We start from the raw sequence: 25397 nt of genomic DNA, 5'->3' as shown, positions 1-25397 counted from the left end.
CGGGCTTGCCGACCGTCGACACGTGGCTGCACGAGGTGCTGCCGTTGCTGCGGAGGTTCCAGGAGACGTTCGAGGCACGCCACGGCCACCCGCCCGGCGACAACCGCGTCGAACCGCGGACCGCGGGCCGGACCGGCGACCACGACCTGCCGCCGCAGCTCGGCGAGTTCTACGAGCAGGTGGACGCGGTGTGGCTGGAAGACCTGCACCACGGCTACTTCGTCCACCCGCTCGACCACGTGGTGGACGCGGAGGCCACCGGGCTGCCGACGCGCGTCCCGGAGGTCTCCGCGGGCCGGTTCGTGACGTTCGGCAGCACCGGGGGAGGGGACCTGTACGCGGTGTCGTGCTTCGGCGGACCGGTGTACCGGCTGCCGGCGGCACGCGTGGTGGACAACGTCTACACGTCCGCCGGCCTGCCGCCCAGCATGGTCGCCGAGGACTTCTCCGCCTTCCTCGGGCTGATCACCGCCGAGCTGAGGCGCGCGCTAGCCCCACGCCAACCCCCGCCGCGACCGGACGGCGCCTGACCCAACCGCCCGCGCCCGCCCGCCGTGCCCGCGCCCGTCCCACCGACCTCCATCCCACCACCGGTCGAACGCCCCAACGGCAGCGCGAGCACTGGACGCGGCAGGGGAAAGCCCTTACCGTCGTGAGGCAGGACGACCACCCGCCGCCACACCGCCGCACCCGTCCCCCGACGTCCCGGGGGAGCAGTCGACGACCGTGGAGGCTTCCGTGGCACCCCGCACCAGGGGCAATTGGTCGATCCCGCTCGCCACCGCGCTCGCGGTGGTGGCGACCGCGCCGGCACCCGCCGCGCCCGCGAGCGCGGCCCCCGTCCTGCTGTCCCAGGGAAAACCGGCGTTCGGCTCCGCCTCGGGCGGCGCCGGCTTCGAGCCGTCCCGCGCCGTGGACGGCAACTCGTCCACCCGGTGGGCGAGCCGCGCCGGCGTCGACCCCGGCTGGATCTACGTCGACCTCGGCGCGACCGCGACCATCACCAGGGTCCGGCTCCAGTGGGACCTGTCGTGCGCCCGCGCCTACCGCGTCGAGACGTCGCCGAACGCCACCACGTGGACGAGCGTCCACCAGACCACCACCGGCCAGGGCGGCGTCGAAGACCTCGCGGTGAGCGGCACCGGGCGGTACGTCCGCGTGCACGGCACCACGAGGTGCCGCACCGCGAGCTACTACGGCTACTCGCTGCAGGAGTTCCAGGTCTTCGGCGAGACGGGCCAGGCGGACACCGTGCCGCCGTCCGTGCCGCCCAACCCGCGGTCGGCCAACGTCACGCCCACGTCGGTGGACCTGGCCTGGGACGCGGCCACCGACAACGTCGGCGTCACGTCCTACGAGGTGTACCAGCAAGGCCAGTTCGTCATGTCCGTCACCGGCACGTCGACGACGGTCACCGGCCTGAGCCCCAACGGGACCTACCGCTTCTACGTCAACGCCGAGGACGCCGCCGGCAACGTCTCGCAGGCCAGCGACAACGTCGACGTCCGCACCCCGCCCGCGCAGGCGGACACGGAGAAGCCGAGCGCGCCCACCGGCCTGCGCGCCACCGCCGTCACGGCGAACTCGGTGTCGCTGGCGTGGACCGCGGCGACCGACAACATCGGCGTCACCCGCTACGAGGTGCACTCGGGCGGCGTGAAGGTCGGTGACGCCACGGGCACGTCGGCCACCATCGGCGGGCGCAGCCCGAACACCGCGTACACGTTCACCGTGCGGGCGTTCGACGCGGTGGGCAACGCCTCCGACCCGAGCGCGCCGGTCACGGCCACCACGCCGTCCGGCGGGGACCAGGTCGGCGCGGTCACGCAGCTGACCACCGACACGGACCTGCCGTGGGGGCTGGACTTCCTGCCCGACGGCTCCGGCGTCTACGGCCGGCGCGACGCGTTCGACATCGTCAAGTTGTCGCCGAACGGCGTGAAGACGAGCCTCGGCACGGTGCCGGGCGTGGTGGGCACCAACGGCGAGGGCGGCCTGCTCGGCATCGAGGTGTCGCCGACCTTCGCCACCGACCACTACCTGTACGTCTACCACACGGCCGCGAACGACAACCGGATCGTGCGCATCAAGGTGGAGAACAACGCGCTGGTCGCGAGTTCGCTGCAGGTGCTGCTGACCGGCATCCCGCGCAACCGGTACCACAACGGCGGCCGGCTGCGGTTCGGCCCGGACGGCAAGCTGTACGCGGGCACCGGCGACGGCCAGAACGCGGACTGGGCGCAGGACCTCGCGAACCTGGGCGGGAAGGTGTTGCGGCTCAACGCCGACGGCTCCGCGCCGACCGACAACCCGTTCTACGGCAACGGCGGCAACGCCCGGTACGTGTGGACCTACGGGCACCGCAACGTGCAGGGGCTCGCGTTCGACGCGCAGGGCAGGCTGTGGCAGGCCGAGTTGGGCAACAGCGTGATGGACGAGCTGAACCTCGCCCAGAGAGGCGGCAACTACGGCTGGCCCGCGTGCGAGGGCACGTCCGGCAGCTGCGCCGGGTACGTCGCGCCGAAGCGGACGTGGAGCACGGCGAGCGCGTCGCCGAGCGGCATCGCGATCGTGAACAACGCGCTCTACGTCGCCGCCCTGCGCGGCAGCAGGCTCTACCGGCTGGAGATCAGCGGCACGTCCGTCGGCGCGGAGACGACCCACTTCGCGGGCACGTACGGCCGGCTGCGCACCGTCGAGCCCGCGCCGGACGGCAGCCTGTGGCTGACCACCAGCGACGGCGACAAGGACAGCACGCCGAACAACTCCAACACCCGCGTGCTGAGGGTGCAGCTGAACTGACGGGGAACGCGGCGGGGCCCAGTTGAACCGAACGTCCCACCGGGCCGTGTCAGGGGTGCCGAACACGTCGAGGAAGGCACCGCCGATGCAGTCCACCCGCCGCAACCCGTCCCCGCTCGGAGCCCGTCCGGACCACCTCGCGCGTCCGGACGGGCCGCGCTAGCCGGACGGGGAGCCATGCCCGACCCCATCCTCGACCGCGCGCTGGGCCGGGTCCGCGCCGAGCGGGCACGCGACCGGAGGCGCCGCGGCGGCGTCGCCACGGCCGTGGGAGCCGTGCTCGCGGCCGCGGTGCTGGCCGGTGGCGTCCACCTGGGCCGGCACAGCGTGCCGGGCGACCGGGTCGTGGTCGCCTCCGCGCCCCGCGCCCGGATGACGGCGACCGTCTCGCCCGCCGACGGCTGGGTGCGGCTGCGCGCCGTGGTCGCGGGCGTCGACCCCGGTGAGCGGTGCCGGCTCGTGGTCACCGACGTGCGCGGCCGGCGGCACGTCGCGGGCGGCTGGGTGGCGTCCCGGGGCGGGGGTGACACCGCGCTGGCGGGCGCGGTCCTGGTCGACGTGGACGACGTCGCCGCGATCGGCGTGGTGACGGAGGACGGCCGCACGCTGGTCGCCGGCGCCACCCGCTGAACCCCGGATTGCCCACTCGGGCAACGGGATCGGCGCGTTCGGGCACTCACCGCGCCCGTTCGCCGGCCGACCGGTGTCGGCGGCGTCGGAACTGCCTAAGCTGTGGTGCGTGAGGTGGCTGCCCCTGGCGCTGGTGTCCGTCCTGGTCGCCGGCTGCGCGGACAGCCGCACGGTGGCCATCGACGAGGTGCCGGTGGCGGTGGAGTCGCCGGTCACCACGTCCGACGCGTCGACAGGCTCGTTCGCCGTCGACTGCGGGCGCAACGAGACGCGGCACCTCAACGCGGACAACATGGTCATCGCGCCGGGACGCCCGGCCGGCGCGCACCACACCCACGAGTACGTCGGCAACCGGAGCGCGAGCGCGGCCTCGACCGACGAGTCACTGGCCGCCTCGGCGAGCACCTGCCCCGGCGGCGACCCGTCCAGCTACTTCTGGCCGGTGCTGCGGCTGACCGACCGCGCGGGGCACGACGAGCACCAGCCGGGCGGCGGCGTGCACGGCAACACCGGCGAGGTGCTGCCGCCGTCCGGCGTGCGGATCACGTTCACCGGCAACACGGCCGGCCAGGTCGTGCCGATGCCCCGGTTCCTGCGGATGATCACCGGCGACCCGGCCGCGCTGACCAGCGGCAGGGGACGGGCCCGGTGGACCTGCAGCGGCTTCGAGGACCGGCACACCGACCGGTACCCCGAGTGCGAGCCCGGTCGGATGGTGCTGCGCACCTTCGAGTTCCCCAGCTGCTGGGACGGCCGCAACACCGACGGCCCGAGCCACCGGGCGCACGTCGAGTTCCCCGGCTCGAACGGCGTGTGCCGGACGGGCACGTTCCCGGTGCCGCGGCTGCGGGTGCGGGTGGCCTACGACGTGCCCGCCGGCCGGCCGTTCGCGGTGGACAGCTTCCCCGAGCAGCTGCGCGACCCGAGGACCGACCACGCGATGTTCGTGAACGTCATGCCGGTCGAGCTGATGGACCGGGTCACGGCCTGCCTGAACACCGGCCGAACCTGCGCCTGACAGCCCGACCCCCCCGTAGTCCGACTTCGCAGCCCGACTTCGCAGCCCGACTTCGCAGCCCGACCTCAGAGTCGGACCCCGCAGCCCGACCCCGGAGTCGGACCCCGGAGTCGGACCCCGCAGCCCGACCCCGGAAGCCGACACCCGCGCCGAAGTTCGCCCCGGCCGCGGTGAACCGGAACGCCCCACCGCCCGTGTCCCAGGCGGGAGCAGACGAGAGGAGTGGGTGGATGGCGGGTCTGTGGTCCCGGAAACGGGAGGCCGCGGCCGACGAGGCCCTGATCCGGACCCTCTACGAGGAGCACGGTCGGGCGCTGCTGGCCTACGCGACGCGGTTGACCGGTGACCGGGCGGCGGCCGAGGACGTCGTCCAGGAGACCCTCGTGCGCGCCTGGCGGCACCCGGACGCCCTGGTGAACGGCAAGGGATCGGTCCGCGGCTGGCTCCTCACCGTGACGCGCAACATCGTCACCGACCGGATCAGGGCGAAGGCGGCCCGACCGCGCGAGGTGGCCGAGACGCCGGCGGCGCCGCCGGTCCAGCGCGATCACGCGGATTCCGTGGTGGACTCGATGGTGGTACTGGAAGCACTCGACCGGTTGTCGTCGGATCACCGGGACGTGTTGATGGAGATCTACTTCCGCGGCCGGAGCGTGACCGAGGCGGCCGAGGCGTTGGGAGTGCCACCCGGAACGGTGAAATCGAGATCGCACTACGCGCTGCGGGCCCTGAGGGAGACGTTCGTCGGGCAACAGGTCGCGCTGAAGGGGGTGGCCGGATGACCACGAACCACGATCCACAGCTGCTCGGCGCCTACGCGCTGGGCGTGCTCGACGAGCCGGAGGCGCGTGCCGTGGAGGACCACTTGGCGTCCTGCCCGCGGTGCCGCGCCGAGGTGGCCGAGCTGCGGGAGATGCGGGACGTGCTGGGCGAGGTGCCGCCCGAGGCGCTGCTCGACGGCCCGCCCGAGGACGGCGACCTGCTGTTGCGGCGGACGCTGCGGCAGGTGCGGGCGGAACGCGGCGGCCAGGCGCGCCGCCGCCAGGTCGGGTGGGGGCTGGTCGCGGCGGCCGTCGCCGCGGTCGTGCTGGGCGGCGGTTTCGCCGTCGGCCGGAGCACCGCGCCCGATCCCGCCGCGGTCGCGCAGCAGTCGTCCCCGCCCGCGCCGCCCGCCGGCACCAAGGTCGGGTCGGCCACCGACCCGGACACCGGCGCGCGGATGACCGTGCAGGTCCGGCCCGCCGCGGGGTGGGTGCGGGTGAACGCGTCCGTCGCGGGCATCGCGCAGGACGCGAAGTGCCGCCTGCTCGTCGTCGCCAAGGACGGCAGCACCCAGGAGGCGGGCAGCTGGCTCGTCTCGTCGGCGGGGGAGAAGGACGGCACGAACCTGGACGGCTCGGCGCTCATCGCGCCCGAGGACGTCGCCGCCATCGAGGTGCGCACCTTCGAGGGCGAGCGGATCGTCACCGTGCCCGTCTAGCCGGGGGTGGGCAGGTCCCCGCGCGGGGACCTGCCCCCTCCTCACGGCTTCAGCACGACCTTGCCCGTGGTGGCGCGGCCTTCCAGCGCCGCGTGCGCCTTGGCGGCCTCGCTGAGCGGGAACGTCGTGGTCAGCGGGGTGAGCCGCTGCTCGGCGAGGGCGCGCAACGACATCTCTTCCAGCCCCCGCAGGCTCGTCCCCTTCATCATCCGCGGCCCCACGGCGACCGTGGCGGTGATGCCGAGGCGGTAGAGGTCGGCGGTCTCGATGCGCGTCGGCTCGCCCGCGGACCAGCCGAACAGGACGATCCGGCCGCCGACGCCCAGCAGGTCGAGGGCCGCGCGGCCGGGCTCCCCGCCGACACCGTCGAGCACCACCGTCACCGGCCCGATCCCGTCCGACCAGCCCGGCCGGGTGTAGTCCGCGGCGACGTCCGCGCCGAGCTCGCGCACCAGGTCCAGCTTGGCGGTGCTCGCCGCGCCGACCACCCTGGCCCCGACCGCCTTGGCCTCCTGCACGAACAACGCGCCGAGCCCGCCCGCGGCCGACGTCACCAGCACCACGTCGTCCGCCGTGATCCCGGCGATCCGCAGCACGCCCACGGCCGTGCGGCCGGTGCCGATCATGGCCACGGCGGCGTCGTCGGACACGTGGTCGGGCAGCGCGTGCAGCGACGCCACGCCGGCCACGGCCAGCTCCGCGTACCCGCCACTGGCCTGCCCGAGGTGGGCGGTGACCCGCTTGCCCAGCCACCGCGCCTCGACCCCCTCGCCGAGCTTGGTGACGACCCCGGCGACCTCGCGCCCCGGCGTCATGGGCAGCTCGGGCAGCGGGAACGGCCCGCCGGCCTCGCCCCTGCGGATCGACGTGTCGAGCAGGTGGACGCCGGCGGCGGACACCGTGATCCGGACCTGGCCTGGGCCGGGTTCCGGGTCGGGCGCCTCCTCGTAGCGCAGGGTCTCGGCCGGACCGAACTCGTGCTGGCGGATGGCGCGCATGTCGGAAGTCCCCTCTGGTGTGAACGTCCGCCACGCTAGGAGTTCGAGCTAAGTCGAGGTCAAGTGATCACGGCGGCCCGGCCAACCCGGGCGGGCGCCCGCACGTCCCCTGGAGGTGACGCACCTCGGGCACTTCGACCACAACGCGCACCACCACCCGTTCCTGCTCGCCCGAGTGCCGGCGGGCGCCCGCACGGCGCTGGACGTCGGGTGCGGCCACGGGGCGTTCGCGCGGGAGCTGGCCGCGCGCGGCCTCGCGGTGACGGCCGTGGACCGGCACGTCGAGGCGTCGGCGCCGGGCGTCGACTTCCGTCGCGCGGACGCGCTGGTGGACGACCTCGGCGGGCCGTACGACTTCGTCTCGTGCCTCGCCGCGCTGCACCACATGCCGCTCGTGCCCGCCCTGACCCGGCTCCGGTCGCTGGTGCGCCCCGGCGGGGTGGTCGCGATCCTCGGCCTGGCCCGCGAGGAGGGCTTCCGGGACCGGGCGCTGAGCCTGGCGTCCGTGCCGCTGAACGTCGTCATGCGGCTGCTGCGGGACGACCCCGTCGACGACGCGCCGGTGCGGGACTGGTCCCTCTCCCTCCGCGAGATCAAGGCGGAAGCGGACGTCCTGATGTCCGGCGCCCGGTTCCGACGGCACCTGTTCTGGCGGTACTCCCTGGTCTGGACAGCCGCAGCGCCCCATTCCCGGACACCGTAATTCCTTTGACGGGAAGCGCGGCCCGACGGGATAGTCGTATCGACACCGCGTCGGTGTCGATACGACCAAGGGGATTCCCGTGAACAGCACCGACACCGAGTGGAACGGCTCGGCGACCCGCGCGTCCGGTGACCGGGGCATGTGCTCCTGAACTGCGCGTACGTGTGATTCGACAAGACGACGCGGAATTGTTCGGATACCGTGGCGAATGAATTCCCACGGTGTTCCACAGCGCATTCCGCGTATCCCGGCGGCCCGACCTTCATGGGGTGGGTCGGGGCGGAAGAACCCCGGCACGGCGGGGTTGTCCGACTCCTGTCGGGAACGGGGGGCGGGTTCGTGCGCCCGCCCCCCGCCTCGGTTCGGCCGACAGGGGGAACGAGGTCGCGCCGGCCTGTTTGCCGTTCGCGGAGGACGGGTAGTCGGTGGGCGTCCGGAGCCCGGCAAACGGGCTCGTGGTCCTCATTTGGAGGGCGTGATGACCCACTCGACCACCGGTCGCGTCAAGGTCGCGGGTCTCCAGCCCGCCCAGGTGCTGGCAGGTCTGACCGGCCTGGTGTTCCTCGCGTTGGGTGTGCTCGGCCTCGTCCGCACCGGATTCGGCGACTTCGCGGGCGATCCGCACTCGACGCTGTTCGGCTTCGGCGTGAACCCGCTGCACAACGTGGCACACCTGGTGTTCGGTGTGCTCGGCCTGCTGATGGCGAGCACGTCCGGCCTGGCCCGGCTCTACGGCTGGCTCCTGTTCGTCTCCTACGGCGCCCTGGTGCTGTGGGGGCTGGCGCTCAGCGACGTCTTCGCCACCAACCCGGTGTCCGGCCTCGGCAACCCGCTGGCGCTCAACACCATGGACAACTGGCTGCACCTCGGCCTGGCCGCGCTCGGCCTGCTGATCGCGGTGCTGCCGGCCCGGCGCAAGATCGTGACCGAGGAGCCCGCGGAACCGGAGCAGCGGCAGATCCCGGAGCCGACCCCGGAAACCCGCTTCGACACGACGCGGACCGACCGGGGGACGGGCATCCGCGACCCGCGGGCCGACCCGGCGACGCAGGAGATGCCGGCCCAGCGCGTCGAACCCGGTTACAACGATCCCCGGGTCGTGGAGCCCCGCCGGGAGGGCGTGCAGCGGGACGAGCGGATCGAGTCGATGGACCCGACCGTGACCCCGCGGCCGACCCAGCCGGTCGACCCCGCCACCACGGAGAAGCACCGCATGTGGCACCCCCGCTAACCCGCTCGCGCTGATCGAACGCCGCGGTGGCGCACCGGTTCCCCGGTGGGCCACCGCGGCGTTTCCGCACACCGTCCCAGTGGTCCGTCCCGGTGGTCCGTCCGATGAGATCCGTCCACGCGGGACAGCGCCGAACCGAGCGCCGGACCGCGTGGCGTCAGGCCGCGTGGGTCAGACCCCGTGGGCCGGGCCGCGTGGGTCAGACCCCGTGGGTCAGACCGCGGCGTCCATCCGCCGGACCTGGTCGTCGTCCAACTCGACCTCCAGCGCGCCCAGCGTCTCCTCCAGCTGCGCGAGAGTGCTGGCGCCCACCAGCGGGATGATGTCCTGCCGCAGGAGCCACGCCAGCACGACCTGGTTGACCGTGGCGCCCAGCTCCGCCGCGACGTCGCGCAGCACCGCGAGCCGCCGCGTGGTGCCGGGGTGGTCGTACTCCTCGCCCAGCGGCTTGTCCCGGTACCGGCCCGACAGCAGCGTCGAGTACGCCACCAGCGCCACGTCGCCCTCGGCCGCCGCGTAGTCGAACAGCTCCTCGGTCATGTGCACGTGACCGGCCTCCGGCAGCCGCACGCCCGGCCGCGGCCGCAGGTAGCTGTACCGCTGCTGCACCGCCGTGTAGAGCGGCCACCCGTTGGCCCGCGACACCGCCCGCGCCCGCTCCAGCCGCCACGTGGCGTGGTTGCTCGCCCCGACCTCCCGCACCGAGCCCGCCTCCACCAGGGACGCGAACCCGCCGAGCGTGTCCTCCAACGTCACCGTGCGGTCCTCGATGTGGCTGTAGTACAGGTCGATGTGGTCGATCCCCAGCCGCTTCAGGCTGCCCTCGGCCGCACGGCGGACGGTGTCGCCGGACAGGCCCTCGGCGTTCTCCAGGCCCGTGCCCGGCGTCAACGGCCGCGCGCCCATCTTGGTGGCGACCACCACCTCGTCCCGGTTGCCCCGCGCGGCCAGCCAGCGGCCGACCGCCTCCTCGCTCTCGTCGCCCGTGCCGCCGTCCCAGAACACGTAGTTGTTCGCCGTGTCGAGGAACGTGCCGCCCGCCTCGGCGAAGCGGTCCATGATGGCGAAGGACGTCTTGTCGTCCACCCACTTGCCGAACGGGAGCGTGCCCAGGCTCAGGGCGCTGACCTCCAGTGAACCGATGCGCTGTCGTCTCATGGGGGTCAGCCTGGGTGCTGGAGCGCGCTCCAGGTCAAGACCTGGACCTCACGTCGGTCCCACCCGCGCCTGGCATGCTGGGCGGCGATGTCGACATTCGCGAAGTGGGCGCCCGCCGTGCTGGCGCTGGCCGTGGTGGCCGGCCCCGGCGTGTGGCGGTTCAGCAGGCACGTCATCACCATCGCGCACGAAGCCGGTCACGCCCTCGTCGCGCTCCTCACCGGCCGCAGGCTGGAGGGCATCAAGCTGAACTCGGACACGTCCGGGGTGACCGTGTCGCGGGGCAGGCCCACCGGGCCCGCCGTGGTGCTCATGTACTTCGCCGGGTACGTGACGCCGTCCCTGCTCGGGCTCGGCGCGGCGGCCCTGGTGACGGCCGGGCACGTCCGGCCGCTGCTGTGGGCGACGGTCGCGCTGCTCGCCGGGGTGCTGGTCATGATCCGCAACGCGTTCGGCGTGCTGTCGGTGCTGCTCACCGGCGGGGCGATGTTCGCCGTCTCCTGGTACGCGACGGCGGAGTGGCAGGGCGCGTTCGCGCTGTTCGTGACGTGGTTCCTGCTGCTCGGCGGCGTGCGGCCGGTCGGGGAGCTGCAGCGCAGGCGGGCCCGCGGCCGCGCGCCGCGGTCCGACGCCGACCAGCTGGCCCGCATCACCGGCGTGCCGGGCCTGGTGTGGGTGCTGCTGTTCGCCGCCGTCACGATCGGGACGCTCCTGCTCGGCGGCCGGCTGCTGCTGCCGCTCTAGTTCGGCCGTCCTTTGTGGACGCCGCGCGGGACGGTGGTTCAGGCGGCCCGGCGCGGGTAACCCGTCGTCCATGGTGAGCATCGGGTACTTCCTCTCCAGCGAGGAGTTCACCCCGCGTGAGCTGGTCGACCAGGCGCGCTGGGCGGAGCGGGCCGGGTTCGAGCGGCTGTGGATCTCGGACCACTACCACCCGTGGAACGACCAGCAGGGCCAGAGCCCGTTCGTGTGGTCCGTGATCGGGGCGCTGTCCGAGGTCACGTCGCTGCCCATCACGACCGCTGTCACCTGTCCGACGGTACGGATTCACCCTGCCGTGGTGGCCCAGGCCGCCGCGACGGCCGCCGTCCAGTGCCGCGGCGGGTTCACCCTCGGCGTCGGCACCGGCGAGGCGCTGAACGAGCACATCCTCGGCGACCGGTGGCCGTCCGCGCCGGAACGGCTGGAGATGCTGGAGGAAGCCGTCGAGGTGATGCGGGCGCTCTGGACCGGCAAGGAGGTCACCCACCGGGGTCGGCACTACACCGTCGAGAACGCCCGCCTCTACACGCTGCCGCCGTCACCCGTTCCGGTGTACGTGTCCGCGTTCGGGCCGAAGGCGGCCGACGTCGCCGGCCGGATCGGCGACGGCCTGTGCTCCACCATGCCCGACCCGTCCTTGATCGAGAAGTTCCGCGCCGCCGGCGGCGACGGCAAACCGACCCAGGCCGGGTTCAAGGTGTGCCACGCGGAGACCGCCGAGGCGGGCGTGAAGACGGCCCACCGGCTGTGGCCGAACGAGCACCTGCCCGGCGAACTGGCCCAGGTGCTGCCGACGCCCCGGCACTTCGAGCAGGCGTCCACGCTGGTCACGGAGGAGGCGGTGGCGTCGGCGCTGCCCGTCGGCCCGGACCCCGAGCCCTACGTGGACGCCGTCCGCGAGTACGCCGACGCGGGCTACGACGAGGTCTACGTCCAGCAGATCGGGCCGGACCAGGAGCGGTTCTTCGCGTTCTGGGCCGAGTCGGTCGCGCCGGAGCTCACCGCCCGGACACCCGCCCCGGGCCAAACCGGCGGGACCTAATCACATCCGATGAGGCGCACCACGTTTGCCGTCCCCGGACCAGCGGGTACGCCGTGATCAAGCACCTGTGACACCGCGAAGGGGGTTCATCCATGACCAGCACCGCGCGCCTGCCCAAGCCCGTCACCGACGTCTGGGACTGGCAGAAGGACGGGCTGTGCCGAGGCCGGGACAGCGCCGTGTTCTTCCACCCGGACAACGAGCGCGGCTCCGCCCGAGCCGCGCGCGAGGACCGGGCGAAGCAACTCTGCGCCCGCTGCCCAGTCCTCGTCCGCTGCCGCGAGCACGCCCTCGCGGTCCAGGAGCCGTACGGCGTCTGGGGCGGCATGGGCGAGGACGAGCGCCGCCGCATCATCGCCGGACGCCGCCGCTCGGCCGCCTGACCACCGCGGCCGACCCGACCGCACCGGACCACCGCGACCGACACCGGCCGCACCGGACCACCGCGACCGACACCGGCCGCACCGGACCACCGCGACCGACACCGGCCGCACCGGACCACCGCGACCGACACCGGCCGCACCGGACCACCGCGACCGACACCGGCCGCACCGGACCACCGCGGCGGGCGCCGACCGCACCGGACCAGCGCACCCGACCACCCGACCGCACCCCGACCAGGCCACCGGACGACCCGCACGTCCGACCGCCACGCCACCCGGACCGCCGGCGCCCCCATCCCTCGGGAGCCCGGCCACCGGCCGGCACCCAGACCTCCGAGCCCGGGCCGCGGCCCGCCGCTCGACCTGCGGACTGATCGCGGTGCCCGACCCGGAGTTCAACCAGCAGCTCCACCCCCCCGAGTTCCACCCCCGAACTCAACGCGGAGTTCGACACAGGCTTCCGGAGACGGGCCCCGGAACACGACGAGGCCGCCTGACCCACGGGTCAGGCGGCCTCGTCGCGTTCGCGCGCACTCCGCTTCGAGCTGTGCCGCGCCGTCCTATTCGGTCAGACCCTCGCGCAGCTGCCGCAGCGTCTTCGCCAGCAGCCGCGACACGTGCATCTGCGAGATCCCGACCTTCTGCGCGATCTGCGTCTGCGTCATGTTCCCGAAGAACCGCATCACCACGATCTTCCGCTCCCGCTCCGGCAGCTTCTCCAGCAGCGGGTGCAACGCCTCCCGCTGCTCGATCGCCTCCAGCTCGGGGTCCTCCTCGCCCAGCGTGCTGCCCAGCGAGATGGAGCTGTCGTCGGCCACGAGCAGGTCGTCCAGCGACGCGCTGTGGTAGGCGTTGCCGGCCGCCAGGCCCTCGTGGATCTCCTCGCGGCTCAGCCCGAGGTGCTGCGCCAGCTCGCTCGGCGTCGGCGCCCGCCCCAACTCCTGGGACAGCCTCGCCGACCCCGCGTTGATCGCCAGGTGCAGCTCCTTGAGCCGTCGCGGCATCCGCACCGACCAGCTGGAGTCCCGGAAGTACTTCCGGACCTCGCCCATGATCGTCGGCACCGCGAACGACAGGAAGTCGCTGCCCCGCTCCGGGTCGAACCGGTCGACGGCGTTGATCAACCCGACCGTGGCGACCTGCACCAGGTCGTCGTACGGCTCACCCCGGTGCCCGAACCGCCGCGCGATGTGCTTGGCCACCGGCAGGTGCTCGGTCACCAGCTCGTCCCGCAACCGCTCCCGCTGCGGGTCGTCCTTCGACGTCGCGGCGAGCCGGACGAACAGCGGCGCCAGGTGGTCGTAGTCCCCCTGCGTGCCGGACCGTGTCGTGCCCCCGTCCGACCCCGTCACGCATCCACCGTCCCCAGTGACCGCTTGACCAGGTCGATGTGCACCTCGTGCGCGTCCGCCAGCGGCGCGACCCACGTCGTGACCGAGTCGACCAGCGCGCTCAGCACGCGCCACCCGAAGCTGTCCCGGTCGGGCGGCGCGGACGCCTGCGAACCCACCTTGGTGAACACCTGGACCGACCCGTCCGCCACCACGAACTGGGCACTGAGGACGGCGTCCGGCGCGGCCAGCGAGATGAGCGTCGAGCACGCCTCGTCCACCGCCAGCTTCAAGTCCTCGATGGAGTCCAGGTCGAAATCCTGCCGCATGGCGATGTCGGCGGCCACGGCCCGGACGATCGACAGCTGCGTCGGATCGGCCGCCATCCGCAACTCGACCCCGGTCAGGGCGTTCTCCGACTCACCGCTGCGCGGCTCAGTGTGCGACACGCTCACCTCGTCGTCCGTTCTGTCTGGTTGTGCTGCTGAAGCTATCGGTACCCGAACTGATCGTCGCTCACACGTGTAGGCGACGCGCGGGCTGGGAAGACTGACTGGTGCGACGGGGAGGCCTTTTGACCGATCAACTCGCGGACCACCACTGGGGAGTCGAGTTCCCGGCCCTGGCCGAGGAGCTCTCGGCGATCCGTGCCCGCCTCGACGCCTGGCTCGTCCGCGAAGGGCTGGGCGAGGACGACCGGTACGACCTGCTGCTGGCGGTGAACGAGGCAGCCAGCAACGCCATCGAGCACGCGTACGGCCAGGGCGGCCGGGGCACCGTCCACATCGAGGCCGAGGCCCGACCGGACGGCGCCATCCGCGTGACCGTCACCGACCACGGCGCGTGGCGCGTGCCACGTCCCGCGCTGTCCACCAGGGGCCGCGGGCTGCTGCTCATGCGCGAGAACGTCGACGAGGTGCTGGTGGACCGCCAACCCGACGGCACCACCGTCACCCTGGTCCTCGCGCCGAGCCGCCGGTCGTCCGGCGCGACGGCGCTGCCACCGCCGCCCGCCGCACCGCCGCAGCCACCGCCCGAGCCGGTGGTCGTCACGTCGCGCGACGGCTGGGTCGAGGTCACCGTGCTGGGCGACGTGCCCTCGCACGCCGCCCCGGCCATCCGCAGACGCATCCTGACCGCCGCCCGCGGCGGCACCGTTCCGGTCGTCGTCGACCTGCGCGCCCTCGGCAGCCGCAACGAAGGCCTCATCCGCGGCCTCCGGGCCGTCGCCGAGGCCGCCGCGGCGGCCGGCAACCGGCTCGTCGTGCGAGCCCCCGAAGACGGCCACGCCCGCCGCGCACTCGTCGCGGCGGGCGTGGATCAGGTCATCGACATGGTGCCGCACGGCTAGAACCGCCCCGCCCGACACCCGTGGGCTCGACACCGTTGGTCGGCCCGGTCTGCCGTTCAGCGGGCCTCGTCGGCCGCCAGCGCGGCGTCCACGGACTCGAACACGCTGAACACCTCGCCCAGACCGGTCGCGGCCAACGGGCGGGTCACCGCGCGCTCGACGGCCACGACGCGGAACGCCGCGCCACGCCGCTTGCCCTGCTGCGCCGCCTCGACCAGCACGGCCAGACCGGCCGAGCCGAGGAAGCTCACCCCGGACATGTCCAGCACGACGGTGGTGCCGGCGTCGATGTGCCGCAGGACGTCGGCCCGCAGCTGCGGCGCGGTCAGCATGTCGACCTCTCCGCTCACCGACACCACGGTGACGCTCTCGGTCACCGTGCGGACGGTGAGGCCGAGCTGCCCGTTGCGCGGGCTGGTGGTCGCAGCGGACACGGCTCCGCTCGTCGCCACGACGTCCGGATCCTGAACCGTCACGAGGGTCTCCTCTTCACCTGGAACAGCTGAGTGGGAAGCCCGGTTTGCGCGAAACGCGCGCAGCACTGAACAGCAGCGTGGCGGAACGTGCCCGCTAGCCGGACTCCCCGGCGCGGCTGTTGGCTCAACCGCTGCGCCACCCACGGTACGGAGCCCGTGGCGACACCACAAGCGCGCGGGTGGCGACCCGTCACGTACCAGTGTAATGGGCGTGTCGGTGTGCGGCGGGTGACGCACGGTGAGCGGTTTGAGGCCACCGGGGCCGGCTACACCTCGGGGGAAGGGGCTCGCGCAGCTCGGCGACGGAACCTGCCGGTGGGCGCGGAGCCCTCCGGAACGAAAGGTGGTCTCGACCACAGTCGCGCAGAATCCTGTGTCGGGGATAACGCCACGACCGCCGTGCGCGACAACCCTTGTGGAGGGATTGACGATGAGCACCAGAACGGAAACCGAGTCCGAGCCCGCGAAGCACCGGGCGGCGCGTGCCGGCGCGACCGGCGCGGGAACGCTGCCCACAGCCCCGTGCAGCGTGGTCTGGAGCAAGGGCCACGCCTACGTGCTCGAAGGTTTCCGGGCCCGCTGGGTCGGCGTCGACGACCGCGGCCGACCGCAGGCGCTCACCGGTGACGAACTGCAACGCCGTGGCTGGAGCCGCACCCGCGCGCACTAGGGTTCGCGTGTGTCGCCCGATCCAGCCGACCGGCTGCTGACCATCCCGAACGCGCTCAGCGTGCTGCGCCTGCTCGGCGTGCCGCTGTTCCTGTACCTGCTGCTGGGGCCGCAGGCCGACGGCTGGGCGCTCGTGGTCCTGGTCGCCGCCGGCCTGTCCGACTGGCTGGACGGCAAGATCGCCCGGTGGCTCGACCAGGCGAGCAGGCTCGGCGCCCTGCTCGACCCGGCCGCCGACCGGCTGTACATCCTCGCCACGCTGGTCGCGTTCGTCGTGCGCGACATCGTGCCGTGGTGGCTGGCCGCGGTGCTGGTGGGCCGCGAGGTCGTCGTCGGCGCCTGCCTGCCGGTCCTGCGGGCCCGCGGCTATGGCCCGTTCGAGGTCAACTACCTGGGCAAGGCGGCCACGTTCAACCTGCTGTACGCGTTCCCGATGCTGCTGCTCGCGCAGGGCACGTCCACGGCCGCGCAGGTCGCCCGGCCGGTGGCCTACGCGTTCATGGTCTGGGGCGGTGCGCTCTACCTCTGGTCCGGCGTGCTCTACGTCTACCAGTTCGCCCTCGCGCTGCGCCGACGGCCGGGGGTCGCGCCCGTCTGAACGGGACGTGGGAAGATCCGGCAGCGAAGATCCACCGTCATTGAAGGAGCACACCGCGGTGATTCCCGAGGAGCTCAAGTACACCGAGGAACATGAGTGGGTGCTGCGCACAGGTGAGGACACCGTGCGCGTGGGCATCACCGACTACGCCCAGGAGCAGCTCGGCGACGTGGTGTTCGTCCAGCTGCCCGAGCTCGGCGAGCAGGTCGGGGCCGGCCAGACGCTGGGCGAGGTGGAGTCCACCAAGAGCGTCTCGGACATCTACGCGCCGCTCGCCGGTGAGGTCGTCGCCCGGAACGACTCGTTGGACCAGCAGCCCGACCTGGTGAACACCGACCCGTACGGCGAGGGGTGGATGGTGGAGCTCCGACTGGACGACCCGGCCGCGGTCGACGACCTGCTCGACGCCGCCGCGTACCAGGAGCTGGCGGCACAGGAGTGACGTCGATCTTCCGGCGGCTCTTCGGTCGGTGGGGGAGCCGCTCCTCAGACAAGGGTTCGGGCACGATAGGTTCTAGCGGTCTCGACGGTTCCAGCAGCAGGAGGAGAGCTCAGGTGAGCACGAACGACGGGCCAGGCGTTCCGCCAGAGCAGTCCCCGGAGCGGACCTCCGTGTTCCGGGCCGACTTCCTCGCCGAGGTCGAGGGCGCCGAGGCGCCCGCCCAGGAGCCGGCCGTCGCCGGCGTCGACGCGCTGCCCGCTGGGTCGGCCCTGCTCGTGGTCAAGCGCGGTCCCAACGCGGGATCCCGGTTCCTGCTGGACCGCGACACGACCAGCGCGGGCCGGCACCCCGACAGCGACATCTTCCTCGACGACGTGACGGTGTCCCGCCGGCACGCGGAGTTCCGCCGCGAGGGCGGCGAGTTCGTGGTCATCGACGTGGGCAGCCTCAACGGCACCTACGTGAACCGCGAGCCCGTCGACCAGGCGGTCCTGGCCAACGGCGACGAGGTGCAGATCGGCAAGTTCCGCCTCGTGTTCCTGACCGGTCCGGGCGCCGGGGGCCAGGGGGCCTGAGCGATGGGGCTCCGGTGACGGCGGCCGGGCGGCCACGCGGGGGGTTGAGCATCGGGGCCGTGCTGGCGCAGCTCCGGTCCGACTTCCCCGACGTGACCATCTCCAAGATCCGATTCCTGGAGTCGGAGGGGTTGGTCCGCCCGGCGCGCACGGCCTCGGGGTACCGGCAGTTCGCCTCGGCGGACGTCGAGCGCCTGCGGTACATCCTGGCCGCGCAGCGGGACCGGTACCTCCCGCTGAAGGTCATCAAGGAGCAGTTGGACGCGGCCGACCAGGGCGCGGGCAAGGCGTTGCGGGCGGTCGACCCGGCCCCCGCGGCCGGGCACCGCGTCACCCGCGAGGACCTGCTGGCGCGGGCCGGCATCGAGCCGGGCGTGCTGGCCGAGCTGGAGCAGCACGGCCTGCTCAAGGCGGGTGCGGGCGGCTTCTACGACCACGAGGCCGTGCAGATCGCGTCCACCGTGCGGGCGATGGTCGAGCACGGGGTGGAGCCGCGGCAGCTGCGGTCGTTCCGGGTCGCCGCCGACCGCGAGGTCGCGCTGGTGGACCAGGTCGCGACGGCGGGGCGGCGGCAGCGTGATCGGGCCGGAGGCGACGAAGTCGTGCGCGAGCTCGGGGCGCTCTCGGTAACCCTGCACACGCTGCTGCTGAAGGTCGGCCTGCGCGACGTCGCAGGTGGCCGGGTTACACCGAGGTGAACCCGTGTCCGCATCGTGATCCGAAGCGGCCGGGCAGTTGCGCACAGGGCCCGCTTGGCGGGTAGCGTCGAAAGGGTACGTGGGGGATCCTCGTGGTAGCGGGGACGCCAGAATTTCAGCGCGCTGAGGGAGGCGAGACCCGATGAGCGAGATGCGCGTCGTCGGCGTGCGGGTGGAGTTGCCCGCCAACCAGCCGATCCTGCTGCTGCGCGAAACCGAGGGCGAGCGGTACCTGCCGATCTGGATCGGATCGGTCGAGGCCACGGCGATCGCGTTGGAGCAGCAAGGTGTCCGGCCTGCCCGGCCGTTGACGCACGACCTGCTCAAGGACGTCATCGGCGCCCTCGGCCGGCAGCTGGAGCAGGTGCGGATCACGGACCTGCAGGAGGGCACGTACTTCGCCGAGCTGGTGTTCGACGGCGACGTCCGGGTGTCCGCGCGGCCGAGCGACTCGGTGGCGCTGGCCCTGAGGATCGGCGTGCCGATCCACGCCGAGGAGTCCGTGCTGGCGGAGGCGGGCCTGATCATCCCGGACGAGCAGGAGGACGAGGTCGAGAAGTTCCGCGAGTTCCTCGACTCCATCTCGCCGGAGGACTTCCGGGGCGCCGACACGTAGCCCCGGCCGCGGGCTCGTTCTCCCGGTCTCCGGTTTCCGGTCCCGGCTGCCTTCGGCTCTCGGCTCTGGTCTGCGCTCTCGGCTCTGGTCGACGGCTCGTCGAGCGCGACGCCCGCTGAGGATGACGCCCCGCCGACGACGGCTTACTGGGCTGCGGCGGGAAGCACATGAATGCTTCGCAGGGGTCCCCGCCAAGGGGACCCCTGCTTTTACCCTGCCATGAACCCACGACAATCGGGCGCGATCATCCGCCGCCTGTGGACAACTGCCGAGGTCCGGCCGGCGCGTGTCTGACCCGCGTTCGGCTGGCGGGTTCGGCTGGCGGAAGCGGTTCTGGGGGTGTGGCTTCCTCGCTTGCCGTCCGATCCACGCGGCCGGTTCCATTCGCCCGGCTCCACCGACGCGCCGTGCGCGATTCCACACGGCGCTGGAGGGGCGGTGGGGTGACACTGGCGAGTGGGCAGGGATGCCGGCCTCGGGCTGTGGCTGGTCTGTCGTGGGCGTGTGCGGTGCGCTGTTGGGCGGTGCCGCGTCCCACTTTCAGGCGTCACGCGGGTGGGTTACACAACGTCAACGTTCTAGGGCTAAACGATCACTAAACGTCACCCGAATGGCTTACGACAGGCGTCTCTCTCAACCTCAACCTGAGGTTGAGGTCAGACACGCCCCGCGCGTCGCGTTGACCTGCCCCCTAGGCGGTCTTACCGTCGAGCTCAGGTGAATTGCCACGGTGTGATTCGGCACCGCGGCGGCTTCACGTTGGTCGCCGGTCGTCGTGACCGGACCGAGGGGAGGCAGGCGTGGTCGAGGAAGCGCCCATCCGGGCCGGATCCGGCGAACAGGGTGAGCTGTTCCCGGACTCCTCGCTGCCGGACGAACTCGTCGGGTACCGCGGCCCCGCCGCGTGCCAGATCGCGGGCATCACCTACCGCCAGCTGGACTACTGGGCACGCACGGGCCTCGTCAACCCGACCATAAGGAGTGCCCACGGCTCCGGGAGCCAACGGCTGTACTCGTTCAAGGACATCCTGGTCCTCAAGGTCGTGAAGCGGCTGCTGGACACCGGCGTCTCGTTGCAGAACATCAGGGTCGCGGTCGACCACCTGCGCCGCCGCGGCGTGCAGGACCTGGCCCGCATCACGCTGTTCAGCGACGGCACCACGGTCTACGAGTGCACGTCGCCGGAAGAGGTCGTGGACCTGCTCCAAGGCGGCCAGGGCGTGTTCGGCATCGCCGTCAGCGGGGCCATGCGGGAGATCAGCGGCACGATCCACGAGTTCCCCGCGGAACGCGCCGACGGCGCCGAGATCGTGGAGTCGGCCGACGACGAGCTCTCGCGCCGCCGCCGCACCCGCGCCATCGGCTGACCCGGCGGACGCGACGCCCGACGGCGACCGGTGGACCGGTCACCGCCCACCCGCCGCGCCGACCGTCGGCACGTGCCCGTCGCGGTAACCGCGAGCACCCCGCCGGCCACCTGCCGGGATCGCCGTTCGCGCACTGAGATCCACGTCGCGCCCGTGCCCTGGCGGCCGGTGCGGCGGGTACGATTCCGCGCGTAGTCGCTTTATCCCGTGCGGGAGAGTCCGAGCCAGCCTCGGCGCCGAAGGAGCAAATCCTCCCCGGAACCTCTCAGGCGCAAGGACCGTGCGGGTGAGACGCCTCTGGAAAGCGGGTCGGGCGAACCGACCGACCCCGCCGACGGTGCAAGCCCGACAGCCGGGTGAAGCTCTCAGGCGCCCGACCGCGGGCAGAAGACAGAGGGGGAGGGCAACGGCAGCAGTGTGCCCGTAGCCCGCCTGGAGGCGCATCAATGACGCAGGACCGCATCCCCCTCGCCGCACTTGAGCACGGCACCCCCTTCGCCGACCGGCACGTGGGCCCGCGGCCCGCCGAGCTGGCCCGCATCCTCGACGTCATCGGCGTCGGCTCCCTGGAGGAGCTGGCGCAGCGCGCCGTGCCCGAGTCGATCCGCGAGCGCGACCTGGTGCTGGACCTGCCGTCACCCGCCACCGAGACCGAGGCTCTGGCCGAGCTGCGCGCCCTCGCCGCGAAGAACCGCCCGATGGTCCAGATGATCGGCCTGGGCTACTACGGCACGACGACGCCGCCGGTCATCCGCCGCAACGTGCTGGAGAGCCCGGCCTGGTACACGGCGTACACGCCCTACCAGCCGGAGATCTCCCAGGGCCGCCTCGAAGCGCTGCTGAACTTCCAGACGATGGTCGGCGACCTGACCGGCCTGCCGTTGGCGAACGCCTCGATGCTGGACGAGTCCACGGCCGCCGCCGAGGCGATGACGCTGGTCCGCCGCGCGGGCAAGTCGAAGTCGGCCAAGTTCGTGGTGGACGCGGACACGCTGCCGCAGACGCTGGCCGTCATCGAGACCCGCGCCGAGCCGCTGGGCATCGAGATCGTCACCGCGGACCTGTCGCAGGGGCTGGAGGGGCTCGGCCTGGGCGGCGACTTCTTCGGCGTGCTGCTGTCGTACCCCGGCGCGTCCGGCGTGGTGCGCGACCACGCGGGCGTGATCGAGGAGATCCACAAGGCGGGCGCGCAGGCGGTCGTCGCCGCGGACCTGCTGTCGTTGACGCTGCTGCGCCCGCCCGGCGAGATCGGCGCGGACGTCGTGGTCGGCACCACCCAGCGGTTCGGCGTGCCGATCGGGTTCGGCGGCCCGCACGCCGGCTACATGGCGGTGCGCCAGGGCCTGGAGCGGCAGCTGCCGGGACGGCTCGTCGGCGTGTCCGTCGACGCCGACGGCTCCCTCGCCTACCGGCTCGCGCTGCAGACCCGCGAGCAGCACATCCGCCGGGAGAAGGCGACCAGCAACATCTGCACCGCGCAGGTGCTCCTCGCGGTGATCGCGTCCATGTACGCCGTCTACCACGGCCCGGAAGGGCTGAAGGCGATCGCGACCCGTGCCCACCGCATGGCGACGGTGCTCGCCGCGGGCCTCGCCGAGGCGGGGGTGGAGGTCGTGCACGGCGAGTTCTTCGACACCGTGCGCGCCCGCGTCGAGGGCCGTGCCGCCGACGTCGTCTCCGCCGCCCGCGACCTGGGCGTGAACCTGTGGCAGGTCGACGCGGACGTGGTGTCGATCGCGTGCGACGAGACCACCACGCGCGACCACCTGGAACGGGTGTGGAAGGCGTTCGGCGTGACCGTCGCCGACGTGGACGGCCTGGACGCCGACACCGCCGACGGCATCCCCGCCGACCTGCGCCGCACCAGCGACTACCTGACCCACCCGGTGTTCCACGCGCACCGCTCCGAGACCGCGCTCCTGCGCTACCTGCGCGCGTTGTCGGACAAGGACGTGGCGCTGGACCGCAGCATGATCCCGCTGGGCTCCTGCACGATGAAGCTCAACGCGACGGCCGAGATGGAGCCCGTCACCTGGCCCGAGTTCGCCGACCTGCACCCGTTCGCGCCCGCGTCCGACGCCGAGGGCCTGCTGACCATCGTGTCCGACCTGGAGCGGTGGCTCGCCGAGGTCACCGGCTACGACGCGGTGTCGTTGCAGCCCAACGCGGGCAGCCAGGGCGAGTTCGCGGGCCTGCTCGCGATCCGCGCCTACCACCGCGCCAACGGCCACGCGCACCGTGACGTGTGCCTGATCCCGTCCAGCGCGCACGGCACCAACGCCGCGTCCGCCGTGATGGCCGGGATGCGGGTCGTGGTCGTGAAGTGCGACGAGCGCGGCAACGTCGACCTCGACCACCTGAAGGCGACGGTCGAGGCGCACCGCGACGACCTGGCCGCGATCATGCTCACCTACCCGTCGACGCACGGCGTGTACGAGGACACCGTGCGCGAGGTGTGCGGGCTGGTGCACGACGCGGGCGGGCAGGTGTACGTCGACGGCGCGAACCTCAACGCCCTGATCGGCCTCGCCCAGTACGGCAAGTTCGGGTCGGACGTGTCGCACCTGAACCTGCACAAGACGTTCTGCATCCCGCACGGCGGCGGCGGCCCCGGCGTCGGCCCGATCGGCGTGCGCTCCCACCTGGCGCCGTTCCTGCCGAACCACCCGTTGCAGCCCACCGCGGGCCCGGAGACCGGGGTCGGCCCGATCAGCGCCGCGCCGTGGGGTTCGGCGTCGATCCTGCCGATCTCGTGGGCGTACGTGCGCATGATGGGCGCGGACGGCCTGCGCCGGGCGACGCTCACCGCGGTGGCGGCGGCGAACTACGTGGCACGGCGGCTGGACGAGCACTTCCCCGTGCTCTACACCGGCGAGGGCGGTTTCGTGGCCCACGAGTGCATCCTCGACCTGCGGCCGATCACCAAGGCGACCGGTGTGACGGTGGACGACGTGGCGAAGCGGCTGGCCGACTACGGGCTGCACGCGCCGACCATGTCGTTCCCGGTGGCGGGCACGCTGATGGTGGAGCCGACCGAGAGCGAGGACCTCGGCGAGATCGACCGGTTCATCGACGCGATGATCGCGATCCGGCAGGAGGTCGAGCGGGTCGGCTCGGGCGAGTGGCCGGTGGACGACAACCCGCTGCGCAACGCGCCGCACACGGCGGCGTCGATCGCAGGGGAGTGGGACCACCCGTACAGCCGTGAGGTGGCCGTCTTCCCGGCCGGGACGTCGGCCCCGAAGACCTGGCCCCCGGTGCGCCGCATCGACGGCGCGAAGGGCGACCGCAACCTGGTCTGCTCCTGCCCGCCGGTCTCCGCCTACGGCGGCTGATCACCCTTCGGAACCCCGGTCGCGAGCCCGTGCTCGCGACCGGGGTTCCGCGCGTTCGGGCGTGGCGTCAGGCGATCTCGTAGTCCAGCTCGAACCGGCCCGGCTCGCCGTGGACCCACGTGACGCGGCCCGTGCCGGTGAGCCCGGTCAGGCCGCCGGAGGCGGAGACGACGGTGAAGGCGCCGTCCGCGACGCCGTCCCGGTAGCCGCCGGTGTGGTGGAGCACGAACGAGCCGTCGCGGCCGTCCAACGTGCCGGTGACGACCTCGTACCCGGTCGAGTGGCAGGTCTCCCCGTCCGGGTACGACATGACGAACCGCATGTCACCCACAGCTCGCAACGCGCCGGTGTACGCGACGGTCATGCCGCCGGTCGTCTGCTTCGGGCCGGTGACCTCGTCGTAGCGCCTGCCGTCCCAGGTGTGCTCGTCCCAGCTCGTCAACTCGGCGCTCGCGGTGGCGTGTGTGGTCATGCCGGGCATCGTGCCGCCGGTACCTGACAGGGCGTGTCAGGAAGGATGGCGGCATGCGCGCGAGTCGGCTGCTGTCGCTGCTCCTCCTGCTCCAGTCGCGTGGCCGGATGACGGCCCGCGAGCTGGCCGACGAGCTGGAGGTGTCCATCCGGACCATCTACCGGGACGTCGAGGCGCTTGGCGCGTCCGGGGTGCCGGTGTACGCCGACCGCGGCCCGGCGGGCGGGTACCGGCTGGTCGACGGCTACCGGACCCGCCTCACCGGCCTCACCACCGAGGAGGCCGAGTCGCTGTTCCTGGCGGGGATGCCCGGTCCGGCGGCCGAGCTCGGGCTGGGCGCGGTGGTGGCGGCGGCGCAGCTGAAGGTGCTCGCCGCGCTGCCCCCGGAGCTGCGGTCGCGGGCGGGACGGGTGCGGGAGAGGTTCCACCTGGACGCGCCCGGCTGGTTCCGCGGTGACGAGGGGACGCCGCACGTCGCCGGGATCGCGGACGCGGTGTGGCGGCAGCGCCGGCTGCGCATCCGGTACGTCCGGTGGGCGCAGGTGGAGGTGGAGCGGACCGTCGAGCCGTTGGGCCTCGTGCTCAAGGCGGGCACCTGGTACCTCGTCGCGCGCGCCCACGGCCGGCCCGGAGACGGCGGCCGTGCGGACGACCGGCTGACGGACGCGCGGCGGACGGACGCGCGGCTGACGGACGCGCGGCGGACGGATGGCGGCGGTCCGGGCGGCGGCGGGACGGATGGCGGCGCGGGTGGCGGCGGCGCGGGCAACGGTGCGGGCGGCAGCGGTGTAGGCGGCAGCCGCGCGGACGGCTTTGGCGCGGGCGGCGGCCGGGCGGACGGCCCGCCCGTCGACGGCGACCTGCGCACCTACCGGGTGTCGCGGGTGGTGGAGGTGACCGCGACGGACGAGCCGTTCGAGCGACCCGAGGGGTTCGACCTGGCCGGGTACTGGGCGGGCTGGACCCGGCGGTTCGAGGAGTGGACGTACCCGATGCGGGTGACGGTCCGGTTGACGCCCGCCGGGCTCCGGGACGCGCGGGCGCTGCTCAGCCTGGTCGCGGCGCGGGAACTGCGGGACGTCGAGCCCGCGGGGGAGTGGACGACGGTGTCGGTGCCGGTCGAGTCGCTGGACCACGCGCTGGTCGACCTGCTGCGGCTCGGCCCGGACGCCGAGGTGCTGGAGCCGCCCGAGCTGCGCGACCGCGTCGTCGCCCGGCTCACCGACATGGCGGCCGTCTACCGGCGGTGACCTCCCGCGG

27 protein-coding genes, 1 pseudogene and 1 riboswitch are annotated in these 25397 nt (G+C 73.0%); of the genes and pseudogenes, 22 read left to right on the top strand and 6 right to left on the bottom strand.

Translation table 11 applies throughout. The features are described from left to right. Nucleotides 1-5 precede the first annotated feature (5 nt). From ACRAKH_RS25020 to ACRAKH_RS24995, 6 genes are all read left to right on the top strand, one after another. Nucleotides 6-530, top strand: a complete 525-nt coding sequence (locus tag ACRAKH_RS25020; RefSeq protein ID WP_380729268.1) for a hypothetical protein — start codon at nt 6-8, stop codon at nt 528-530. A gap of 208 nt (nt 531-738) precedes the next feature. Beyond that, entirely contained in the window at nt 739-2802 is a 2064-nt protein-coding gene (locus ACRAKH_RS25015; RefSeq protein ID WP_380729266.1) for a PQQ-dependent sugar dehydrogenase, read from the top strand. Between the two features lie 177 nt (nt 2803-2979). Beyond that, complete coding sequence (locus tag ACRAKH_RS25010; protein WP_447009331.1) at nt 2980-3432, top strand: hypothetical protein; 453 nt, start codon at nt 2980-2982, stop codon at nt 3430-3432. A 109-nt stretch (nt 3433-3541) separates the two neighbouring features. Beyond that, entirely contained in the window at nt 3542-4450 is a 909-nt protein-coding gene (locus tag ACRAKH_RS25005) for a DUF1996 domain-containing protein (RefSeq protein WP_380730543.1), read from the top strand. A 230-nt stretch (nt 4451-4680) separates the two neighbouring features. Then, a complete protein-coding gene (locus tag ACRAKH_RS25000; protein ID WP_380730545.1) occupies nt 4681-5232 on the top strand; it encodes a sigma-70 family RNA polymerase sigma factor in 552 nt (183 codons plus the stop codon). Beyond that, complete coding sequence (locus ACRAKH_RS24995; RefSeq protein WP_447009330.1) at nt 5229-5930, top strand: anti-sigma factor family protein; 702 nt, start codon at nt 5229-5231, stop codon at nt 5928-5930. Before ACRAKH_RS25000 ends, ACRAKH_RS24995 begins: the two co-directional genes overlap by 4 nt. A 41-nt stretch (nt 5931-5971) precedes the next feature. Here ACRAKH_RS24995 and ACRAKH_RS24990 read toward each other — a convergent pair whose 3' ends face one another. Continuing rightward, nucleotides 5972-6928: a zinc-binding dehydrogenase gene (locus tag ACRAKH_RS24990; RefSeq protein WP_380725759.1), complete on the bottom strand. Its 957-nt coding sequence runs from the start codon at nt 6926-6928 to the stop codon at nt 5972-5974. Between the two features lie 115 nt (nt 6929-7043). Between ACRAKH_RS24990 and ACRAKH_RS24985 the strand changes: the two genes are divergently transcribed. Then, on the top strand, nt 7044-7631 hold the full coding sequence (locus tag ACRAKH_RS24985; protein WP_447009329.1) for a class I SAM-dependent methyltransferase: 588 nt from the start codon (nt 7044-7046) through the stop codon (nt 7629-7631). 478 nt (nt 7632-8109) lie between these two features. Next, a complete protein-coding gene (locus ACRAKH_RS24980; RefSeq protein ID WP_380725755.1) occupies nt 8110-8862 on the top strand; it encodes a DUF4383 domain-containing protein in 753 nt (250 codons plus the stop codon). 213 nt (nt 8863-9075) lie between these two features. Here the strand turns inward: ACRAKH_RS24980 and ACRAKH_RS24975 are convergent, their stop codons facing one another. Then, a complete protein-coding gene (locus ACRAKH_RS24975) occupies nt 9076-10020 on the bottom strand; it encodes an aldo/keto reductase (protein WP_380725753.1) in 945 nt (314 codons plus the stop codon). A gap of 87 nt (nt 10021-10107) precedes the next feature. On the opposite strand from ACRAKH_RS24975, the gene ACRAKH_RS24970 reads away from it, so the two are divergent. The 3 genes from ACRAKH_RS24970 to ACRAKH_RS24960 all read left to right on the top strand — a co-directional run bounded on the left by ACRAKH_RS24970 (nt 10108) and on the right by ACRAKH_RS24960 (nt 12207). Beyond that, nucleotides 10108-10764 (top strand): M50 family metallopeptidase, encoded by a 657-nt coding sequence (locus ACRAKH_RS24970; protein WP_380725751.1) that lies wholly within the window; start codon nt 10108-10110, stop codon nt 10762-10764. A 70-nt stretch (nt 10765-10834) separates the two neighbouring features. Beyond that, nucleotides 10835-11824 carry a TIGR03557 family F420-dependent LLM class oxidoreductase gene (locus ACRAKH_RS24965; RefSeq protein WP_380725749.1) on the top strand — a complete coding sequence of 330 codons (990 nt, stop codon included), beginning with the start codon at nt 10835-10837 and terminating at the stop codon, nt 11822-11824. Nucleotides 11825-11916: 92 nt separating this feature from the next. After that, nucleotides 11917-12207, top strand: a complete 291-nt coding sequence (locus ACRAKH_RS24960; protein ID WP_380725747.1) for a WhiB family transcriptional regulator — start codon at nt 11917-11919, stop codon at nt 12205-12207. A 560-nt stretch (nt 12208-12767) separates the two neighbouring features. Here ACRAKH_RS24960 and ACRAKH_RS24955 read toward each other — a convergent pair. Next, nucleotides 12768-13559, bottom strand: coding sequence for a SigB/SigF/SigG family RNA polymerase sigma factor (locus ACRAKH_RS24955; protein WP_380725745.1), 792 nt, complete (start codon nt 13557-13559; stop codon nt 12768-12770). Beyond that, nucleotides 13556-13987 carry an ATP-binding protein gene (locus ACRAKH_RS24950; protein WP_380725743.1) on the bottom strand — a complete coding sequence of 144 codons (432 nt, stop codon included), beginning with the start codon at nt 13985-13987 and terminating at the stop codon, nt 13556-13558. Before ACRAKH_RS24950 ends, ACRAKH_RS24955 begins: the two co-directional genes overlap by 4 nt. Nucleotides 13988-14112: 125 nt before the next feature. Here ACRAKH_RS24950 and ACRAKH_RS24945 point away from each other — a divergent pair, with 125 nt between their 5' ends. Then, nucleotides 14113-14889, top strand: coding sequence for an ATP-binding protein (locus ACRAKH_RS24945; protein WP_380725741.1), 777 nt, complete (start codon nt 14113-14115; stop codon nt 14887-14889). Between the two features lie 56 nt (nt 14890-14945). Here the strand turns inward: ACRAKH_RS24945 and ACRAKH_RS24940 are convergent, their stop codons facing one another. After that, nucleotides 14946-15365 (bottom strand): STAS domain-containing protein, encoded by a 420-nt coding sequence (locus ACRAKH_RS24940; RefSeq protein WP_380725739.1) that lies wholly within the window; start codon nt 15363-15365, stop codon nt 14946-14948. A 430-nt stretch (nt 15366-15795) separates the two neighbouring features. On the opposite strand from ACRAKH_RS24940, the gene ACRAKH_RS24935 reads away from it, so the two are divergent. From ACRAKH_RS24935 to gcvP, 8 genes are all read left to right on the top strand, one after another. After that, on the top strand, nt 15796-16035 hold the full coding sequence (locus tag ACRAKH_RS24935; protein WP_380725737.1) for a hypothetical protein: 240 nt from the start codon (nt 15796-15798) through the stop codon (nt 16033-16035). 9 nt (nt 16036-16044) lie between these two features. Next, on the top strand, nt 16045-16632 hold the full coding sequence (locus ACRAKH_RS24930) for a CDP-alcohol phosphatidyltransferase family protein (RefSeq protein WP_380725735.1): 588 nt from the start codon (nt 16045-16047) through the stop codon (nt 16630-16632). Between the two features lie 58 nt (nt 16633-16690). Further along, the gene (gene gcvH, locus ACRAKH_RS24925) at nt 16691-17074 is read left to right on the top strand and encodes a glycine cleavage system protein GcvH (protein WP_380725733.1); all 384 of its coding nucleotides are present in this window, start codon (nt 16691-16693) and stop codon (nt 17072-17074) included. A gap of 113 nt (nt 17075-17187) precedes the next feature. Next, nucleotides 17188-17649: a glycogen accumulation regulator GarA gene (gene garA / locus ACRAKH_RS24920; protein ID WP_033427969.1), complete on the top strand. Its 462-nt coding sequence runs from the start codon at nt 17188-17190 to the stop codon at nt 17647-17649. A 14-nt stretch (nt 17650-17663) separates the two neighbouring features. After that, nucleotides 17664-18347: a transcriptional regulator FtsR gene (ftsR, locus tag ACRAKH_RS24915; protein ID WP_380725731.1), complete on the top strand. Its 684-nt coding sequence runs from the start codon at nt 17664-17666 to the stop codon at nt 18345-18347. 142 nt (nt 18348-18489) lie between these two features. Next, on the top strand, nt 18490-18963 hold the full coding sequence (locus ACRAKH_RS24910; protein ID WP_184667478.1) for a bifunctional nuclease family protein: 474 nt from the start codon (nt 18490-18492) through the stop codon (nt 18961-18963). Nucleotides 18964-19763: 800 nt separating this feature from the next. Continuing rightward, nucleotides 19764-20330, top strand: coding sequence for a MerR family transcriptional regulator (locus ACRAKH_RS24905; RefSeq protein ID WP_380725729.1), 567 nt, complete (start codon nt 19764-19766; stop codon nt 20328-20330). Between the two features lie 200 nt (nt 20331-20530). Beyond that, nucleotides 20531-20621: riboswitch (glycine riboswitch) on the top strand. Between the two features lie 155 nt (nt 20622-20776). Next, nucleotides 20777-23665, top strand: a complete 2889-nt coding sequence (gene gcvP, locus ACRAKH_RS24900) for an aminomethyl-transferring glycine dehydrogenase (protein WP_380725727.1) — start codon at nt 20777-20779, stop codon at nt 23663-23665. A gap of 67 nt (nt 23666-23732) precedes the next feature. Here gcvP and ACRAKH_RS24895 read toward each other — a convergent pair whose 3' ends face one another. After that, nucleotides 23733-24137: a DUF3224 domain-containing protein gene (locus ACRAKH_RS24895; RefSeq protein ID WP_380725725.1), complete on the bottom strand. Its 405-nt coding sequence runs from the start codon at nt 24135-24137 to the stop codon at nt 23733-23735. A gap of 53 nt (nt 24138-24190) precedes the next feature. On the opposite strand from ACRAKH_RS24895, the pseudogene ACRAKH_RS24890 reads away from it, so the two are divergent. Both ACRAKH_RS24890 and ACRAKH_RS24885 read left to right on the top strand, forming a co-directional pair. After that, nucleotides 24191-24760, top strand: a pseudogene (locus ACRAKH_RS24890) (helix-turn-helix transcriptional regulator); the annotation flags it as partial. Nucleotides 24761-25129: 369 nt separating this feature from the next. Then, nucleotides 25130-25387, top strand: a complete 258-nt coding sequence (locus ACRAKH_RS24885) for a WYL domain-containing protein (RefSeq protein WP_447009985.1) — start codon at nt 25130-25132, stop codon at nt 25385-25387. Nucleotides 25388-25397: the final 10 nt, after the last annotated feature.

The organism is Saccharothrix hoggarensis, assembly GCF_052936025.1.
This window is presented reverse-complemented; position numbering and strand designations above follow the sequence as displayed.

What these genes read in the sequence shown, in the direction of transcription:
- ACRAKH_RS24965 (WP_380725749.1), top strand. Translation starts at nt 10,835, where the DNA reads ATGGTGAGCATCGGGTACTTCCTCTCCAGCGAGGAGTTCACCCCGCGT.
- ACRAKH_RS24990 (WP_380725759.1), bottom strand. Translation starts at nt 6,928, where the DNA reads ATGCGCGCCATCCGCCAGCACGAGTTCGGTCCGGCCGAGACCCTGCGC.
- ACRAKH_RS24935 (WP_380725737.1), top strand. Translation starts at nt 15,796, where the DNA reads ATGAGCACCAGAACGGAAACCGAGTCCGAGCCCGCGAAGCACCGGGCG.
- ACRAKH_RS24910 (WP_184667478.1), top strand. Translation starts at nt 18,490, where the DNA reads ATGAGCGAGATGCGCGTCGTCGGCGTGCGGGTGGAGTTGCCCGCCAAC.
- ACRAKH_RS24980 (WP_380725755.1), top strand. Translation starts at nt 8,110, where the DNA reads ATGACCCACTCGACCACCGGTCGCGTCAAGGTCGCGGGTCTCCAGCCC.
- ACRAKH_RS24885 (WP_447009985.1), top strand. Translation starts at nt 25,130, where the DNA reads ATGCGGGTGACGGTCCGGTTGACGCCCGCCGGGCTCCGGGACGCGCGG.
- ACRAKH_RS24970 (WP_380725751.1), top strand. Translation starts at nt 10,108, where the DNA reads ATGTCGACATTCGCGAAGTGGGCGCCCGCCGTGCTGGCGCTGGCCGTG.
- ACRAKH_RS25000 (WP_380730545.1), top strand. Translation starts at nt 4,681, where the DNA reads ATGGCGGGTCTGTGGTCCCGGAAACGGGAGGCCGCGGCCGACGAGGCC.
- ACRAKH_RS24995 (WP_447009330.1), top strand. Translation starts at nt 5,229, where the DNA reads ATGACCACGAACCACGATCCACAGCTGCTCGGCGCCTACGCGCTGGGC.
- ACRAKH_RS25010 (WP_447009331.1), top strand. Translation starts at nt 2,980, where the DNA reads ATGCCCGACCCCATCCTCGACCGCGCGCTGGGCCGGGTCCGCGCCGAG.
- ACRAKH_RS24960 (WP_380725747.1), top strand. Translation starts at nt 11,917, where the DNA reads ATGACCAGCACCGCGCGCCTGCCCAAGCCCGTCACCGACGTCTGGGAC.
- ACRAKH_RS24975 (WP_380725753.1), bottom strand. Translation starts at nt 10,020, where the DNA reads ATGAGACGACAGCGCATCGGTTCACTGGAGGTCAGCGCCCTGAGCCTG.
- ACRAKH_RS24895 (WP_380725725.1), bottom strand. Translation starts at nt 24,137, where the DNA reads ATGACCACACACGCCACCGCGAGCGCCGAGTTGACGAGCTGGGACGAG.
- gcvP (WP_380725727.1), top strand. Translation starts at nt 20,777, where the DNA reads ATGACGCAGGACCGCATCCCCCTCGCCGCACTTGAGCACGGCACCCCC.